A 15518-nucleotide genomic window follows, 5' to 3' on the forward strand; every position below is an offset into this window, starting at 1 on the left:
CAATGTGGGGGCGACTTTAGTCGCCCGGCGTGAGTCAGCATGAGCGATATCAACCTCATCATGATAAGTATGGCTTTATTCACAGTTATTGTACTGGTGCTGGCTTTTATCGTGATGCTGGCTAAAGACCGGCTGGTCGCCAAAGGCAACGCTACGATTACAATTAACGATGATCCGGAGCTTGGCTTGTCCGTACCCATGGGCGGCAAATTGCTGAACGCACTGGCCGATAATGAAATCTATATTCCTTCGGCCTGCGGCGGCAAGGGCACATGCGGGCAGTGCAAGGTCATAATTAAGAAAGGCGGCGGTGATCTTCTGGACACCGAGCGGGCCAAACTAAACCGGCAACAGATCAATGCCAACTATCGGTTGTCTTGTCAGATCGCCGTCAAAAGTGACATGAGTCTCTGCCTGCCGCCGGAACTGTTCTTGATCCGTAACTGGGACTGCGCAGTACGCTCCAATCATAGCGTAGCGACATTCATAAAGGAACTGGTTCTGGAACTGCCGGCCGGCGAGGATATGGAATTCAGGGCCGGCGGCTATGTTCAGGTTAATGTGCCGCCTCATACTGTCAGATACAGTGATTTCGATATAAAAGAACAGTTTCGGCCGGAATGGGACAAATACAATCTATGGCAATATGTGTCCAAAGTTGACGAGCTCGTCACACGTGCTTACTCCATGGCCAATTACCCGGGAGAAAAAGGCATCATCATGCTGAACGTTCGCATCGCCTCGCCGCCGCCTTCTAATCCTGATGCTCCGCCCGGCAAGGCATCGTCTTATCTCTATAATCTGAAACCCGGAGACAAGCTCAGCATATCAGGCCCGTATGGTGAATTCTTTGCAAGGGAAACTAATAGCGAGATGATTTTTGTCGGAGGCGGTTCCGGTATGGCGCCTATGCGTTCACACATCTTCGATCAGCTGAAGCGATTGCACAGCGGTCGAAAAATATCTTACTGGTACGGCGCTCGCAGTCTTGCTGAAGTCTTTTATACCGACGACTTCAACCGGCTAGCACAGGAGCACGACAATTTCGAGTGGGTTGTCGGACTGTCGAGTCCGTTGCCTGAAGACAACTGGACAGGACCAGTCGGATTCATTCACCAGATCCTGTTCGACCAATATCTGAAAGATCATCCGGCCCCCGAGGACTGTGAGTATTACCTGTGCGGCCCGCCGGTAATGATTGATACCGTGGTGAGCATGTTGATTAACCTTGGCGTTGATTCAAGGAATATTTTGTTTGATAAGTTCTAAGAGCTTGTTCAATATCTCCCCGGCAACAGTGTCAGGAAAGCCAGATTGACGAACTGTAAGCGGGTATTGAGCAAGCATCCAGTGTTCTTCCATAATCTTCGGCACTTTTCCAACCAGGCAAACGAACGCTCTACCACCCAGCGTTGGGAATGACGGCAAAGGTGAGAAGCTCATAACGGCAGGCCACTATAGCCGATCAACAGCGAAGTGACCTCTGCCAAGCCTCCAAGTCTTGTTAAATGGTTTTCAGCGCTCCTTGCGATCACTGACATTAGCTGTTGTGATGGCAACCCTTGCGTGTCTACAAAAATATGCCGCTTGATACTGACAGCTTTTTGCCGGCATCATAACGTCTGCTTCGTGCAAAATCCGTGTTCTTGACGCTCTGCGCATCAGCGATGCAGAAACTCGTCAAGGCCGGTGCCCCTGTCTGGTACGGGCCTCGCCAACCTGATTTTTTTAACGCCCGCTCCAGCAAACTGGTTCCGCCTTCAGATTTCTCGCTCCACAACGAGAAATAATGATGGACCATGCGCCATTTCGGGAAATCGCTCCGCTCCGGCAGCATGCGCCACTGGCAACTGCTCTTCAGCAAGTACAGAATAGCGCAGAACACCTTATACAAATCAACGGTGCGAGGTCGGGTTTTCTTGCGGGTATTTTCCAGCAGGACTCTGACCGGCTCAAACAGTTCGCGACTGATAGCGCTGGGTTACACTTTTCTTATGCCCTCATTATCAACCATCCTCGGCAGATATTGAACGGGTTCTTAGTGTCCTGGTTTCGTATATAGCGTCAACTATCTTTCCGTAAAGCCTGATTGTTAATTTATGGCTTTTGCTCATGAATTAATTTATTTGCAGTATAATTCGCCGGTTGTCGTGGAGGGGGCGTGACTGGATTTCGGCAAAAGAACTCCCGGACATACCGGATACCAACAAGATAATATCGGGCAATCAGTCATGAAGAGTATTTAACGTTTTGGCGCATAAAGTAGATAAACAGGCGTTCGGTTTCAGAGGCTAAAGCAGTGGTTATTTCTGAGAAACAAAAGAAAATTCTGGCTATTCTGGCGGATGGCGCATTTCATTCCGGAACCGAACTGGCTCGTGCCATGAAGCTCAGCCGTGCAGCGGTGTGGAAGCAGTTGAACAGCCTGACTGAATTGGGATTGCATCATTCGGCAGTCAGGGGCAAGGGTTATCGGCTGGACAAACCGCTTGAATTGCTGATTCATGCCGAAATCGATGAAGTACTGAGCGACCGGACCCGCGAGTTGATTTCATCACTTGAGATTCATGACAGGATCCATTCCACGAACAGCTATCTGGTGGATCGCGGACAGCATGACGCGCCGTCCGGCACTGTCTGTTTTGCAGAGCATCAGACCGCAGGCAAAGGCAGGCGGGGACGGCAATGGGTGTCGCCGTACGGCAGCAATATTTATCTGTCGATACTGTGGCGCTTTCAGCAGGGGCCGGCTGCCATTTCAGGCTTGAGCCTGGCTATCGGCGTAGCGGTCATGCGAGCTTTAAAACAGCATGACATCGAGGATGTCGGCCTGAAATGGCCCAATGACATCTACAGCCAGGGTAAAAAACTGGGCGGTATTCTGGTTGAAGTTTCAGGTGAGACAGGCGGACCGTGCCTGGCTGTGATCGGGTTGGGCCTGAATTTATTCCTGCCCGAATCCGAAGCTGAGAGTATCACGCAGGCGTGGACTGATTTGAGCAAAGTGACCGGACGGAAACGGCTATCCAGAAACAGGCTGGCCGGCCTGCTGTTGGAGCATTTGATCTCAGTGATCTCCGGTTTTGAAGACGTCGGCATTAAAGGGTATGTCGATGAATGGCGCGGCTATGATTGTCTGAAAGATAAAGCGGCGACACTGTTTATCGCCACACAGCAATTCGACGGCATTGTCGAAGGCATAGATGATGACGGACTGTTGCTGATCAGGCGCCTGGATGGCGATGTTCGGGCTTTTGCTTCCGGCGAAGTCAGCTTTAGCGGTTCTTTGTGATGAATTTGCTAATCGATATAGGCAATACCCGGCTGAAGTGGGGCATGGTCAAAGACCATCGGATCATTGCCGGACGGTCGCTTGTTCATGATCAGGTGACACGGCATGAGCTTGTGAGCCTCTGGGAAAAAATCCCGCCACCTCAACACATCGCCATCGCCTGCGTCAGCGCAAAACACTTGCTCGAACAGGTTCTATCGGTAGCGCTTGAGCTTTGGCCAGGCGTGGATATTGTGCCTGCCAAGTCCCAAGCGCGGGCATTCGGCGTGCGCAATGCCTATGAAAATCCGGAAAAACTCGGTGTTGATCGCTGGCTATCGCTGATCGCTGCCCGGCATTGCTATCCGGGACCGGCCTGCGTGATCGATTGCGGCACGGCAATAACCGTGGATGTGCTTGACGCGAATGGCAAGCACCAAGGCGGCTTGATCAGCCCCGGGTTGATGCTGATGAAAAAATCGCTTTCACTGGGAACCGAGCAGCTACAATTCAGTGAAGCGCATCATGCGTTCGGACTGGCGACGAACACGGCAGCGGCTATCTATAGCGGCACTTTATCGGCCGCTGTCGGGTTGGTCGAGCATGCAGTGGCCCGGCAGCCGGAAAATATGCAAGTGATTTTAACGGGCGGCGATGCTGATCTTATTGCGACACAGCTCGTTTTCAGGCCCATTATCGACTCCGATATCGTGCTGCGTGGATTGTCCATAATCTTGAAGAGTAACGCATGAAATTTTTTTTATTTTTAGTGGCATTGGCCAACGTCGGCCTGGTTATGTGGGAATACAAACAGGGCGCTTTTGAACCATCGGTCGATATCGCCGAACAATACGCTTCACTGGACCAGGAACAGATTCTATTGGTCAGTGAATTAAAAGAAGTGCATCGAACTCAGGCGCTTGAGCCCAAGCCTGAAATCGCAGCGGGTATGGAGCGAGCGCCGGCGACCGGGGCCATGCAGGCATCGGCTAAGGATTCAGAGTCATCCGGCAGTAATCCGCAGATCGAGCAACTGACCCCGCCAACCCAGGCTAATCTCGCGATAGCATCGGGACAACTGGCCGAAAGTAGTGCCGAGCGGCATGTTGAGCAGAAAAAAGCGGAAACGGCAACATCCGAGTCTCGTCCTGATAAGGAAAAATCAGATCAATCTGCATCTGAATCAAAATCTATTCAGCCAACAATTGCCGCGACTGAAAAAGCGCAAAACAACGATGCTGCAAGCGAGCCGGCCAGTTGTTACGAAGCCGGTCCTTTCGTCAATGGCAATGCCTATCAGCTCTGGAAAAGAGAGTTGAATGCAGGCAGAGAGAGCATTAAAACGCTCAGCCGCGATGGCGAGGCGATCAGCGACTATCTGGTTTACTATCCGGCGGCGGAAACCAAGCAGCAGGCTGAAGCGAATCTGAAAATGCTCAAGGATAAAGGCATCAATGACCTTTGGCCGTTGACCAAGGGTAAAGATAAAGGTCAGATTTCGTTAGGCGTATTCAAAAATGAAAGCCGGGCCCAGGCTTTGAAGGGCCAGTTGCTTGCCAAGGACATTCAGGCCGAAGTCAAGCCCCGGTATATCATTAAATCCCAGAAATATGCCCAGATTAAAGCGAGCGGCAAGGTGCTGGAACGCTTGAATGTCATGAAACAAACTTACCCGGCTATTGCCGTCAAGCAAATCAATCAGTGCTGGTAATCCGCGAATCGTCAGGCTTTAAAAGTGCCGGTCTGTTTGCGGAATAACTCAGGCATATAAACAGGAAGAACTGTACGCCGAAAATCAGGTTGGCCATTAATAAATGCACAGGTTGGGCAACTGCCGGCATGCCCAGTCTGTCCAGCGTAACGCCCGCAATGATCGCGGTCACAATCAGTCCGATCAACGCGAGGCCGGTGCGCAGCAAAATGCTTTTTTTGTCGACTGACTGGTAAATCTTCCAAACCAGCCATAGGTTGGTAAATAAAATGATCGACGAGAAGGATCTGTGGATATAAAAAATGACCGGAAAGCCGTCGCGCCAGTACTGGCGATCGATATAGCCGTGCTCATGCGCGATAAAATCCACCGCTTCACGCACCTGAGTGCCCATGGCGACTTGGGTTAAAGTCATGACCATGGCGATAATCAGGACAGTCTTGAACTTATCGGGCAACCCTTGGGTGTCTATCCGGCCTATAAAGTCGCGTTGCGATCGGGCGATCGTATAAATAAGCAGGGCGACTATGAACAAAGCCAGCAGCATATGCAGTGTGATCATGATGGGCTTCAGATTGCTGGCAACCACGGTCGAACCCAGCCATCCCTGAAAACCCACCAGAAAAAAAACACTTAAGGACAAATAAAAGACGATCTTGTCGGTTTTCAGGTAAATGCGCGATGCCCAGAGGGTCAGGAAAATCAGGAATCCGACTGACACACCGACCAGACGATTGGTATATTCGGTCCAGGTTTTTACCGGATTGAATTGCGTGCTTTCATAGCCGCGTTCGGCATATATTTCGTGATAATTGGCAGGTAACTGGGATTCCTCGGTGGGAGGCACCCATTGTCCGAAGCAGGTCGGCCAGTCGGGGCATCCCATGCCCGCGCCGGAGGCTCTTACAATCCCGCCCACGAGAATGACAAAATAAACGGCGAAAATGGTTAAGGTGCCCAGGCGGCGAAAACGTAAGGCTGCTTGTGTATTCATCATAGTTTTATTCGGGGTACTGCTGTTTAGGAAAGCGTGCTCTTTGCTCATTCAATTTTGTCTGAAATACTTTTTCCGTTATTTCAGCATCGGTTGCAGGACTCGGTCTGCCAAAAGCGGGAACTGTAGAGCAGTCAATCCGGCATGCCGGATGATCAGTTCCCGCGGTGCTCCGCAAGAGATCTATTTTGCACAATATCGACATAGCACGCGTTAGGTTCCAAAATGCGAGCAAAGCATGACGTCTGGCATCAAGTTCCCTTCGAACATATCAAGGAAACCCTGATTGGTAGTAAATCGCATTCTCAGCGAGCTATGTCACTAAATGGATGAAATTATAGCGCCAATAACGTGATCTTGTCCTGATCCTGATTGTTTAAGGCAAGATTATAAGTATTCGCATCAGACACTTGCAGAACGATAAGCATTCTGTAAATGTTTTGTCGGGCTTGCGCCATGAGCACCGCGCCAACCGTTTGTTCCATGCCGGTGCTCTTATCGATGATTGCCATATTGGGTTCGGGCGCGGTTGACGAAGAAGCGCATTCGGCTAGAAACATTTCTCGTTTGGTTTTGCCGAGATAATGAGTCCGGGCCACAATTTCCTGGCCGGTATAGCACCCTTTGTTGAAACTGATGCCGCCCAATTTGTCCAGGTTGAGCATTTGCGGAATGAATTCCTCGGATGTCTCGGGCGCCAGCCACGGAAGTCCGGCGATAATGTCCAGATAGCGCCATTGCTCGGAGCTTTGAGGCTGGAAACCATGATCGCCAGTCCATACAGTCCAAAGTGTCGCGGCCGTCTCCGGCTCTGAAATGACCAGACACCTGTTCTGTCCGGGCGAAAGGTTGATAAAGGCCGCGTCCTGCTGGCTGGTTGCAAACAACTGTTCAGGCAAGGATAAGCCGCCTGGTTGCCCGCTGGGATAGCTGAGCCCGATCAAACATAGTTCATCCGAACTGTCGGTTAATTGCACATCGGACCGCAGAATATACTTTTGCAGTCTGTCTTTGACCGATCCCAGCAATGCTTTAGGCAGAACCAGAAGGAATGCATCGATTTTTTTTACAAGTAAGAAAGTGGTAATGACGCGCCCTTTCGGATTGCACAGGGCCCCGAGGCTGCTTTGGGTCTCGGTAATTTCATCGATATTACAAGTGATCTGTCCTTGCAGGAATTTTGCCGCATCATTTCCGGCAACAGTCAGAACAGCCAGGTCCGGGATGGCATAAATTTGTTTATCGCTATCAGGCGAAATGGAAGGAAAAACAATATCGCCCTCATCTTTAAATGTGGCATGTTCAGCGATTAGAAAATTTTTCCAGTTTCGGTTCATGGATGAGATTTAATGGATGGATAAGAGGGATAGCGATTATAACGTGCTTTAAACAAAGACAAAAATAAGCCTGTTTCACAATCTGTCATGCCTAAATTAGGTATTGGCTTATCAGCGGTTGACAAGGTATTATCAACTTTCACTATGGCTTAATCGTGATGTGTTATGGACCAACAGAAAAGAATCCGACCGCTTTCCCCTCATCTTCAGGTTTACAAGTTACCCTTGAATGCAGTTGCATCCATTGTTCACCGTATCACTGGTGTCGTATTGTCGGTGGGGCTGCTGCTGTTTGTAGGCAGTTTGCTGACAATCAGCGCAGGGGGGGATGCCTATATGGCTATGCAAAACCTTATGAACCATGCCTTAGGCACTCTGGTTCTATGGCTATTTATTTATGCGCTATTCTTTCATTTGTGCCACGGCGTCAGGCATTTGGTCTGGGATGCAGGCAGCGGGTTCGAACGGGAACACATGGACAGGAATGTCTATATCGAGCTGATAGCATCGATCATTCTGACTGTCGCCAGTTTTTTCTTACTTTAAGCAGAGGCTATTATGGATTATCGCACACCGCTTGCCAGAGCCCGCGGTCTGGGGTCTGCAAAGGCAGGAACTGTTCATTGGTGGATGCAGAGAGTCACGGCTGTTGCGCTCATTCCACTGTCGCTGTGGTGGCTGACGTTCATCGGTCATCTCTTAAAGTCGCCTTATTCCCATACCGTAGCCTGGCTGTCCAAACCTTTAAACGGCGTGCTCATGATCGCCTGGGTTCTGGCGGTTTTTTACCACGCCGGCTTGGGCCTGCAGGTAGTCATAGAAGACTATGTTCATACTGAATGGCTAAAGATTGTTTCTGTGTGGATGGTCAAGCTGACATTTGTTTTTCTGGCGTTGATCGCTGTGATGGCAATCTTTAATATAAGAGAAATGGTATAAGGCATGTCGAACGATTATAAAATTATTGAACATAGCTACGATACCGTCGTCGTAGGCGCTGGCGGCGCAGGTTTGCGCGCGACTCTCGGTATGGCGGAAAAGGGATTGAAAACGGCCTGCATCAGTAAGGTTTTCCCCACCCGCAGTCATACCGTCGCCGCACAGGGTGGCATCAGCGCGGCATTGGGCAATATGGGCGAAGACGACTGGCGCTGGCATATGTACGATACTGTTAAAGGTTCCGACTGGCTGGGTGACCAGGATGCCATCGAATATATGTGTCGCGAGGCCATCCCGGCCATCATCGAGCTTGAGCATTACGGCGTGCCTTTTTCCAGAACGTCGGACGGCAGAATCTACCAGCGCGCGTTCGGCGGCATGACCACGCATTTTGGCGAAGGCACGGCCCAGCGCACATGTGCCGCCGCTGACCTGACCGGTCACGCTATCCTGCATACCTTGTATCAACAATCGCTCAAACATCAGGCCGAGTTTTTTGTTGAATATATCGCCCTTGATCTGATCATGGAAGATGGCGTCTGTAAGGGGGTGCTAGCCTGGTGTCTGGATGATGGCAGCCTGCATTTATTCAGGTCTCATATGACCGTTCTGGCTACGGGCGGCTATGGACGTTGCTATTTTTCCTGCACGTCCGCCCATATCGTGACCGGTGACGGCAACGCGATGGTGCTGCGGGCCGGATTGCCATTGCAGGACATGGAGTTCGTGCAGTTTCACCCGACCGGCATTTACGGTGCGGGTTGTCTGATTACGGAAGGCGTTAGAGGCGAGGGCGGCTATCTGACCAATTCGGAAGGCGAGCGTTTTATGGAACGCTATGCACCGAATGCGAAAGACCTCGCCTCCCGCGATGTCGTAAGCCGCGCCATCATGCTGGAAATCAGGGAAGGACGCGGCGTAGGCAAGGAACGCGATCACGTTTATCTGCATATCGAACACCTGGACCCGGAAATCATCAAGGAACGCCTGCCCGGCATATCCGAAACTGCCCGGATTTTTGCCGGTGTTGACGTTACCAAAGATCCTATTCCAGTTTTGCCTACCGTGCATTACAACATGGGCGGCATTCCGACCAATTACAAGGCCGAGGTGATCACCAAGAATGGGGATGATTCCGAAGTCGTGGTGCCCGGGTTGATGGCGATAGGCGAGGCGGCCTGCGTGTCTGTCCACGGCGCCAACAGGCTGGGTTCGAATTCATTGCTCGACCTGATCGTTTTCGGACGGTCGGCGGCCATACGGTGCGCCGAGCTGATCAAGCCAGGAACACCCCATGCGCCTTTAAAACAGGGTGCCTGCGATCAGGCTATCGCCCGTTTTGACCGCATCCGGTATGGCAAGGGCCCTCTAAAAACGGCTGATGTGCGTTTAAACATGCAAAAAACCATGCAGACGCATGCCGCGGTTTTCAGAACCGGCCCCGTGCTTAATGAAGGCATCGAGAAGTTAAGGCAAGTTGTCGATTCCTTTGCTGATATCGGGATCAAGGATCAATCCTTGATCTGGAATACGGATCTGGTTGAAACACTGGAACTGGACAATCTGTTAAGCCAGGCCATGGTGACAATTATCGGAGCGGCGAACAGAACGGAAAGCCGGGGAGGGCATGCCAGAGAAGATTATCCCGAGCGCGATGACCAGAAATGGCTGAAGCATTCGCTGCTCTGGCTGGATAAGAGCCGGATTAAAATCGATTACCGACCCGTGCATTTGTATACCTTGACTGATGCAGTTGAAGTCATTCCACCTAAGAAGAGGGTTTACTGATGGTTGAATTTGCCTTGCCTAAAAACTCGGTGCTTAAAAAAGGCAAAGTTTTTTCCGCACCTGCGCATGCCAAGCATATAAAACAGTTCGAAGTTTACCGATGGGATCCCGAGAGCGGTGAAAATCCGCGCATCGATACCTATGAAATCGACCTCGACGACTGTGGGCCTATGGTGCTCGATGCGATTATCAAGATCAAGAATGACATCGACAGCACCTTGACCTTCAGGCGATCGTGTCGGGAAGGCATTTGCGGCTCCTGTGCGATGAATATTAATGGCAAAAACACGCTGGCTTGTATCAAGGCTATTGAGGATTATCCGGGCACGATAAAAATTTTCCCGTTGCCGCATCTGGCTGTTATAAAGGATCTGGTCGGTGATCTGAGCCATTTTTTCGCTCAGTATGCTTCCATAAAACCCTGGATAGAAACTCAAACACCGCCTCCTGCGGACAGGGAGCGGTTGCAGAGCAAAGAAGACCGCAAAAAACTTGATGGTTATTATGAGTGCATTTTGTGCGCCTGCTGCTCAACCAGTTGCCCGAGTTATTGGTGGAACAGCGAGCGCTTTTTGGGACCGGCCGTTTTATTGCAGGCCTACCGCTGGCTTTCGGATAGCCGCGATGAATATGCCGGCGAGCGGTTGGATGATCTCGAAGATCCCTTTAAACTGTACCGGTGCCATACCATTATGAACTGTACCGATACCTGCCCTAAAAACCTGAATCCAGCAAAAGCAATTGCCGAAATTAAAAAGATGCTGTTAATACGTCAACAGGGCTGATGGTTCCAGAGGAAAAACTGAGATGGCTCTGCCGACGCGGTTCGCTGGAGCTGGATATGATGCTTAACCTGTATCTGGACCGTTGCTATTTAACGGCGGGGCATGATGAACAGCAACTGTTTCAGGCGTTGCTGAATTTCAGCGATGGGGAGCTGTTGATGTATCTGATGGGCGAACAATTGCCTGAAGAAAAAGGAATGGATTCTCTTGTCAAAAAAATACGATCCCTCTCTGCTGCTGAAACTTAAATCTTCTAAACGATTAAAGCGACTGCTTATTTCCGCTCATGTGCTTGCGCTGGGCGCGTGTCTGGCCAATGCCTTGCCGCTTGCTATCAAATTGAGTTTGATGGCGGGCATTGGGCTGCATCTTGGGATTGTCGTCAAGCGTTTAAATGATTCGCTGCAAACAATCAGGTATACCGAAACATCAGGCTGGGAAATTTCCAAAGATGATGACTTTGAGCCGATCCGGATTTTAAACTCAACGGTTGTCACCGTATACGCGGTATTTTTACACGTGATAATACAGAGTGCAGGCAAAAAGAATATTGTTATCTTAAACGATGCCTTATCAGAAGATGACTATCGGTCTTTTATCGTGAAATTGAGAACTACAGTCATAACCAGGGACAAATAAGATAACCAATGAAGCTAATTCTGAAAGTTTCAAGGACAGGACTTATACATTAATCGCCTTTTAGGCGAAGCCGCACCCCGCATTGGATAAATAGGCTTTTTAGATTAAAGCGATAAATTGTATAATTAGCAGTTTGTTTCAGCTTGAACCTCTTGCTGTACTCCTTTCCTGTACCACATTCTATTAAGAGAACCCTATGGCATTGTATTGCGGAATCGTTGGTTTGCCCAATGTTGGAAAATCAACCCTGTTTAACGCATTAACCCGGGCGAAGATCGCCGCCGAAAACTATCCATTCTGTACGATTGATCCTAACGTGGGCGTCGTTCCCGTGCCCGACAATAGAATGGAAAAACTGGCAGAAATTGTGAAACCCGAGCGGACACTGCCTACAACCATTGAATTTGTCGATATTGCAGGATTGGTCGCCGGTGCATCGAAAGGCGAGGGTCTGGGCAATCAGTTTTTAGGCAACATTCGTGAAACCGATGCGATAGCCCACGTCGTACGCTGTTTTCATGACGACAATGTTGTTCATGTGGCCGGTAAAATCGATCCCGTTTCCGATATAGAAGTCATTAATACCGAACTGGCATTGGCTGATATGGCTACGGTTGACAGGGCATTGCAGCGCGTATCAAAAGCCGCCAAATCCGGCAACAAAGAAGAACTGGCGAAAAAACAGGTGCTGGAAAAAGTCGCCAAGCACCTGGATACCGGCGAGCCTGTGCGTGCCATGGGGCTGAGCGATGACGAGACAGCGTTGATAAAAGACCTGTGCCTGTTAACGATCAAGCCCACCATGTATATCGCCAATGTTCAGGATGACGGCTTCGAAGACAATCCCTTGCTGGATAAGGTCAGAGCGTTTGCCGACAAGGAAGGGGCTGTCGTCGTGCCGATATGCGCCGCGATAGAGGCGGAAATTGCCCAGTTGGATGACGACGAAAAGAAAGAATTCCTCGACGATCTGGGCCTGGAAGAACCGGGCCTGAACCGCGTCGTCAGGGCCGGCTACGCGCTGCTGAATCTGTCCACCTATTTTACCGCCGGCGTAAAGGAAGTCCGGGCCTGGACCATTCCGACAGGCGCAACCGCGCCTCAGGCGGCCGGTGTTATACACTCGGATTTTGAAAGAGGCTTTATCCGCGCCGAAGTGATCGCCTATGAAGACTTCATCGCCAATAAAGGCGAGCAGGGTGCCAAGGACGCCGGAAAATGGCGTCTTGAAGGCAAGGATTACATCGTTAAGGACGGCGATGTGGTACATTTCAGATTCAACGTTTGACAAAACAGGAGCGGGTATATAAAATGCCCGCTCTTTTAAAGGCCTATCCAGAGGCGATGTAGCTCAGCCGGTTAGAGCGTGGGATTCATAACCCCAAGGTCGGTGGTTCGATCCCACCCATCGCCACCATTATCCTTATCTGAAGTTTTACAGTTGCAGTATCACCGGATGCTCGGCTTTACAACATAAAGACCTTCCAGAAGGCGATGTAGCTCAGCCGGTTAGAGCGTGGGATTCATAACCCCAAGGTCGGTGGTTCGATCCCACCCATCGCCACCATTTTTTAAAGCCCATTCTTTGCGGTATGTATGACGGAAAATTCTTGAATACCTAATCCGTAGCAAATCATAATAAAGCCTATTTTGATTTGATCTTTTCTGATCCTGGTTTTTATTTGTCTTACCCAAAGCCTTATTAAGCATTGAATGACCAAATCCCTCTCGCATGTTATAGGCTTCGATGACGCTCCGTTTTCACGCGCGCATAGAGGGGATGTGCTGCTGGTGGGCGCGGTTTATGCCGGCCTGCGGCTGGATGCCGTGCTGAGCGGCAAAGTCAGGCGAGACGGCGCTAACGCCACGCGGAATATCATTAAGCTGATCAGCGGCTCGCGTTTCGCCGGCCATCTGCAACTCGTGATGCTGCAGGGCATTGCCTTTGCCGGTTTCAACGTGGTCGATCTGCCGCTGTTGCACAAGACGCTCGGCCTGCCGGTGCTGGTGGTCATGCGCAGGCGTCCCGATATGCAGGCGATCAGGCAAACCTTGCTGAATCATGTGCCCGGCGGCCAGCGCAAATGGCGGCTGGTCGAACGGGCAGGGCCCGTGGAGCCGGTCCGGCAGGTATTTGTGCAGCGGATTGGGCTTACCTTGGCCGATGCTGACCGGACGCTACGGTTTCTTGCCGTCAACAGCCATATCCCCGAGCCGCTACGGACGGCCCATCTGATCGCCGGCGGTATAACCCTGGGCGAAAGCCGGCATCGTCCTTAATTTGTAGGCTGGGTTGATAAACCCAGCATTCGAAGCCGCCCAAGCTGGGTTTCCGCAAAGCTCCAACCCAGCCTACAAATTAAACAGCCAGCCTCTGTAACTCATCAGCCAGGTCGCGGCTTAAACGGTTGAGGCATTCGTTGAGCGCTTTTACCATGACAGCGTAGTCGGTAGTCGATGTCGGTTCACGGTAAGAGACCTGCCGGTTCAATACCGTCCCATCATCGCGCGTTATCTGCCATTGCGCGGTCAACCCGGCCTGTCCTTGCGGGTCTGCATGAAATTCGAGAATATTGATGGACAGCCGGAAACTTGTTCGTTCCGCCGTATTCGAATTTTTAGAAAATACCACTTCGGCTGGCACGAGAAGCGTGAGATTTTGAGCCAACACACGGCTGATATTGTGATCCAGCGCTTCGGCCCAGCGATTGAGTTCGCTCAGGTGATAGGCGTTTTTACCGGTGGCGGTCACAATCTGGGGTCTGTCCACATAGTCTGGAATGCGAACGGATTTCAGGATAATGACGGGCTTTTGGGCGGCTCCGGTCGGCCTTTTGTGCTCAATGCCAGTGATCGGCTCAAGCATATAGAATTGTGACGGAGACGTTGCCCCGCCTATGCAAGCCGCAAGGGACAGGAGCAGAACGGACAGCAGCGGAAGAAAAACAAGCCGGTTCATGGGCATGGTCGATATCCTCTAGTTCTCTTTTCCGGTAAGCACCGCTTCCGGATGGCGTTCCAGATAGTCGGTCAGATTCCTGACGGAGCGCGCGGCATCCTTGAGCGCTTCCAGGGTTTCGTCCAGCGCCGATTCAGGCCCGACGGCGCCGTCCAGTTTCGCCATCGAATCCTGCGCTCGGTCAAGAGCTGCGGTTGCGGTGCTCAATGTCTTGTCGGTATTAGCGACGATGGGCTTGAGATCTTTGATCAATGTGTTGGTGCTGACCATTGTTTTATTCGTATTGGCCAGCAACGGCTCCAGATTATGATTGAGCGTCTTGACCGTTTTCTCCATTCCCTCCAGGGTACTGGCCAGGGCTGCGGTAGATTTCTTGACGTCTTTGGAAGCGAGAAAGGTTTTGATTTCGCGCAAGCTGGCCGATAAATCCTGGACTATGTCTTCCAGCGGTAATGCGTTTAGTTTTTTTGCCACTTCCGAGGCCGTATTGCGGATTTCGTCCACGGTCGTCGGAATGGCGGGCAGTTCCAGCAATCCCTGGTATTCAAGACCTGTAAACACAGGCGGTTTATCACGATGCACATCGAAATCTATGAAAAGCAGACCCGTCAATAAGCTTTGCATCTCGAGACGGGCACGGAAGCCCGCGGCAACAAGTTTGTCCCGGTTCTCCTCCCGTTCTTCACGCGTCATTGCCTTGGGAAAAGCCTTGCCTTCCTTGCTGGTTAAGGTATTACGGTCGATCTCTATCACTACCGGCTTATATATCTTGGTGGCTTTCGGATCAATTTGCAGAATGATCTCTGTGACCTGGCCGATTTTGACGCCCTGCATTTTTACCGGGGCACCTATATCCAGCCCATTGAGCGAGGAATCAAAGAAAATGACGAAGTGGACTTTGTCGGTCTGTAAAAACCGCCCGCCGCCGAATATGAAGACCGCGACCAGCAAAAGCGCCAGAGCGCCGATAGTGAAACCGCCGATTGCTACAGGACTGATGGGTTTACTCATGGCAGCGTTGCTCCCTTCTAAGGACAGGGCGAGAAATAACTTCTCTGAATTCTGATGAGCAGCCGGTGTGGGGGCGACTTAAGT

General features: G+C 50.9%; 16 protein-coding genes, 2 tRNA genes and 1 pseudogene. 14 read left to right on the forward strand and 5 right to left on the reverse strand.

All coding sequences use genetic code 11. The annotated features are described in order from the left end of the window. Positions 1-39: 39 nt before the first annotated feature. Positions 40-1269 (forward strand): NADH:ubiquinone reductase (Na(+)-transporting) subunit F, encoded by a 1230-nt coding sequence (nqrF, locus tag METLU_RS0106935; RefSeq protein WP_027157578.1) that lies wholly within the window; start codon positions 40-42, stop codon positions 1267-1269. A gap of 8 nt (positions 1270-1277) precedes the next feature. Here nqrF and METLU_RS28295 read toward each other — a convergent pair. After that, positions 1278-1972, reverse strand: a pseudogene (locus METLU_RS28295) (transposase). A 327-nt stretch (positions 1973-2299) separates the two neighbouring features. On the opposite strand from METLU_RS28295, the gene birA reads away from it, so the two are divergent. From birA to METLU_RS26650, 3 genes are read left to right on the forward strand one after another with little or no spacing between them, the layout of a single operon-like run. Then, positions 2300-3292, forward strand: a complete 993-nt coding sequence (gene birA, locus METLU_RS0106945) for a bifunctional biotin--[acetyl-CoA-carboxylase] ligase/biotin operon repressor BirA (RefSeq protein WP_027157579.1) — start codon at positions 2300-2302, stop codon at positions 3290-3292. Continuing rightward, positions 3292-4023 carry a type III pantothenate kinase gene (locus tag METLU_RS0106950; RefSeq protein ID WP_027157580.1) on the forward strand — a complete coding sequence of 244 codons (732 nt, stop codon included), beginning with the start codon at positions 3292-3294 and terminating at the stop codon, positions 4021-4023. The genes birA and METLU_RS0106950 overlap by 1 nt, the downstream gene beginning before the upstream one ends. Beyond that, a complete protein-coding gene (locus tag METLU_RS26650; RefSeq protein ID WP_027157581.1) occupies positions 4020-4982 on the forward strand; it encodes a hypothetical protein in 963 nt (320 codons plus the stop codon). The genes METLU_RS0106950 and METLU_RS26650 overlap by 4 nt, the downstream gene beginning before the upstream one ends. Here the strand turns inward: METLU_RS26650 and METLU_RS0106960 are convergent. Beyond that, positions 4966-5979: a COX15/CtaA family protein gene (locus METLU_RS0106960; RefSeq protein ID WP_027157582.1), complete on the reverse strand. Its 1014-nt coding sequence runs from the start codon at positions 5977-5979 to the stop codon at positions 4966-4968. The two genes, METLU_RS26650 and METLU_RS0106960, sit on opposite strands and share 17 nt — an antisense overlap. A 332-nt stretch (positions 5980-6311) precedes the next feature. Then, positions 6312-7313, reverse strand: a complete 1002-nt coding sequence (ygfZ, locus tag METLU_RS0106965) for a CAF17-like 4Fe-4S cluster assembly/insertion protein YgfZ (protein ID WP_027157583.1) — start codon at positions 7311-7313, stop codon at positions 6312-6314. A 165-nt stretch (positions 7314-7478) separates the two neighbouring features. Between ygfZ and sdhC the strand changes: the two genes are divergently transcribed. From sdhC to METLU_RS0107015, 10 genes are all read left to right on the forward strand, one after another. Then, complete coding sequence (gene sdhC, locus METLU_RS0106970; protein ID WP_027157584.1) at positions 7479-7859, forward strand: succinate dehydrogenase, cytochrome b556 subunit; 381 nt, start codon at positions 7479-7481, stop codon at positions 7857-7859. Between the two features lie 12 nt (positions 7860-7871). After that, the gene (gene sdhD, locus METLU_RS0106975) at positions 7872-8252 is read left to right on the forward strand and encodes a succinate dehydrogenase, hydrophobic membrane anchor protein (RefSeq protein WP_196806515.1); all 381 of its coding nucleotides are present in this window, start codon (positions 7872-7874) and stop codon (positions 8250-8252) included. A 3-nt stretch (positions 8253-8255) separates the two neighbouring features. Then, positions 8256-10040, forward strand: coding sequence for a succinate dehydrogenase flavoprotein subunit (gene sdhA, locus METLU_RS0106980; protein WP_027157586.1), 1785 nt, complete (start codon positions 8256-8258; stop codon positions 10038-10040). Continuing rightward, positions 10040-10825, forward strand: coding sequence for a succinate dehydrogenase iron-sulfur subunit (locus tag METLU_RS0106985; protein ID WP_027157587.1), 786 nt, complete (start codon positions 10040-10042; stop codon positions 10823-10825). The genes sdhA and METLU_RS0106985 overlap by 1 nt, the downstream gene beginning before the upstream one ends. Then, positions 10825-11073, forward strand: coding sequence for an FAD assembly factor SdhE (locus tag METLU_RS0106990; protein ID WP_027157588.1), 249 nt, complete (start codon positions 10825-10827; stop codon positions 11071-11073). The genes METLU_RS0106985 and METLU_RS0106990 overlap by 1 nt, the downstream gene beginning before the upstream one ends. Further along, complete coding sequence (locus METLU_RS0106995; protein WP_027157589.1) at positions 11033-11464, forward strand: protein YgfX; 432 nt, start codon at positions 11033-11035, stop codon at positions 11462-11464. Before METLU_RS0106990 ends, METLU_RS0106995 begins: the two co-directional genes overlap by 41 nt. Positions 11465-11660: 196 nt before the next feature. Next, entirely contained in the window at positions 11661-12752 is a 1092-nt protein-coding gene (gene ychF, locus METLU_RS0107000; protein ID WP_027157590.1) for a redox-regulated ATPase YchF, read from the forward strand. Between the two features lie 52 nt (positions 12753-12804). Further along, positions 12805-12881, forward strand: a tRNA-Met gene (locus METLU_RS0107005). Positions 12882-12954: 73 nt separating this feature from the next. Beyond that, positions 12955-13031 (forward strand) — tRNA-Met (locus tag METLU_RS0107010). Positions 13032-13177: 146 nt separating this feature from the next. Continuing rightward, positions 13178-13744: an endonuclease dU gene (locus METLU_RS0107015; RefSeq protein ID WP_027157591.1), complete on the forward strand. Its 567-nt coding sequence runs from the start codon at positions 13178-13180 to the stop codon at positions 13742-13744. A gap of 79 nt (positions 13745-13823) precedes the next feature. Here METLU_RS0107015 and METLU_RS0107020 read toward each other — a convergent pair whose 3' ends face one another. Both METLU_RS0107020 and METLU_RS0107025 read right to left on the reverse strand, forming a co-directional pair. Beyond that, positions 13824-14423 carry a PqiC family protein gene (locus METLU_RS0107020; protein WP_231383565.1) on the reverse strand — a complete coding sequence of 200 codons (600 nt, stop codon included), beginning with the start codon at positions 14421-14423 and terminating at the stop codon, positions 13824-13826. 18 nt (positions 14424-14441) lie between these two features. Beyond that, positions 14442-15434 (reverse strand): MlaD family protein, encoded by a 993-nt coding sequence (locus tag METLU_RS0107025; protein WP_027157593.1) that lies wholly within the window; start codon positions 15432-15434, stop codon positions 14442-14444. Positions 15435-15518: the final 84 nt, after the last annotated feature.

The sequence above is a fragment of the Methylobacter luteus IMV-B-3098 genome (assembly GCF_000427625.1).
Classification (GTDB): domain Bacteria; phylum Pseudomonadota; class Gammaproteobacteria; order Methylococcales; family Methylomonadaceae; genus Methylobacter; species Methylobacter luteus.

Excerpts from the sequence above, each read along its gene's own strand:
- METLU_RS0106950 (WP_027157580.1), top strand. The coding sequence starts at position 3,292 with ATGAATTTGCTAATCGATATAGGCAATACCCGGCTGAAGTGGGGCATG.
- METLU_RS0107015 (WP_027157591.1), top strand. The coding sequence starts at position 13,178 with ATGACCAAATCCCTCTCGCATGTTATAGGCTTCGATGACGCTCCGTTT.
- sdhC (WP_027157584.1), top strand. The coding sequence starts at position 7,479 with ATGGACCAACAGAAAAGAATCCGACCGCTTTCCCCTCATCTTCAGGTT.
- METLU_RS26650 (WP_027157581.1), top strand. The coding sequence starts at position 4,020 with ATGAAATTTTTTTTATTTTTAGTGGCATTGGCCAACGTCGGCCTGGTT.
- METLU_RS0106960 (WP_027157582.1), bottom strand. The coding sequence starts at position 5,979 with ATGATGAATACACAAGCAGCCTTACGTTTTCGCCGCCTGGGCACCTTA.
- METLU_RS0107025 (WP_027157593.1), bottom strand. The coding sequence starts at position 15,434 with ATGAGTAAACCCATCAGTCCTGTAGCAATCGGCGGTTTCACTATCGGC.
- sdhD (WP_196806515.1), top strand. The coding sequence starts at position 7,872 with ATGGATTATCGCACACCGCTTGCCAGAGCCCGCGGTCTGGGGTCTGCA.
- METLU_RS0107020 (WP_231383565.1), bottom strand. The coding sequence starts at position 14,423 with ATGAACCGGCTTGTTTTTCTTCCGCTGCTGTCCGTTCTGCTCCTGTCC.
- nqrF (WP_027157578.1), top strand. The coding sequence starts at position 40 with ATGAGCGATATCAACCTCATCATGATAAGTATGGCTTTATTCACAGTT.
- METLU_RS0106985 (WP_027157587.1), top strand. The coding sequence starts at position 10,040 with ATGGTTGAATTTGCCTTGCCTAAAAACTCGGTGCTTAAAAAAGGCAAA.
- sdhA (WP_027157586.1), top strand. The coding sequence starts at position 8,256 with ATGTCGAACGATTATAAAATTATTGAACATAGCTACGATACCGTCGTC.
- ygfZ (WP_027157583.1), bottom strand. The coding sequence starts at position 7,313 with ATGAACCGAAACTGGAAAAATTTTCTAATCGCTGAACATGCCACATTT.
- METLU_RS0106990 (WP_027157588.1), top strand. The coding sequence starts at position 10,825 with ATGGTTCCAGAGGAAAAACTGAGATGGCTCTGCCGACGCGGTTCGCTG.
- ychF (WP_027157590.1), top strand. The coding sequence starts at position 11,661 with ATGGCATTGTATTGCGGAATCGTTGGTTTGCCCAATGTTGGAAAATCA.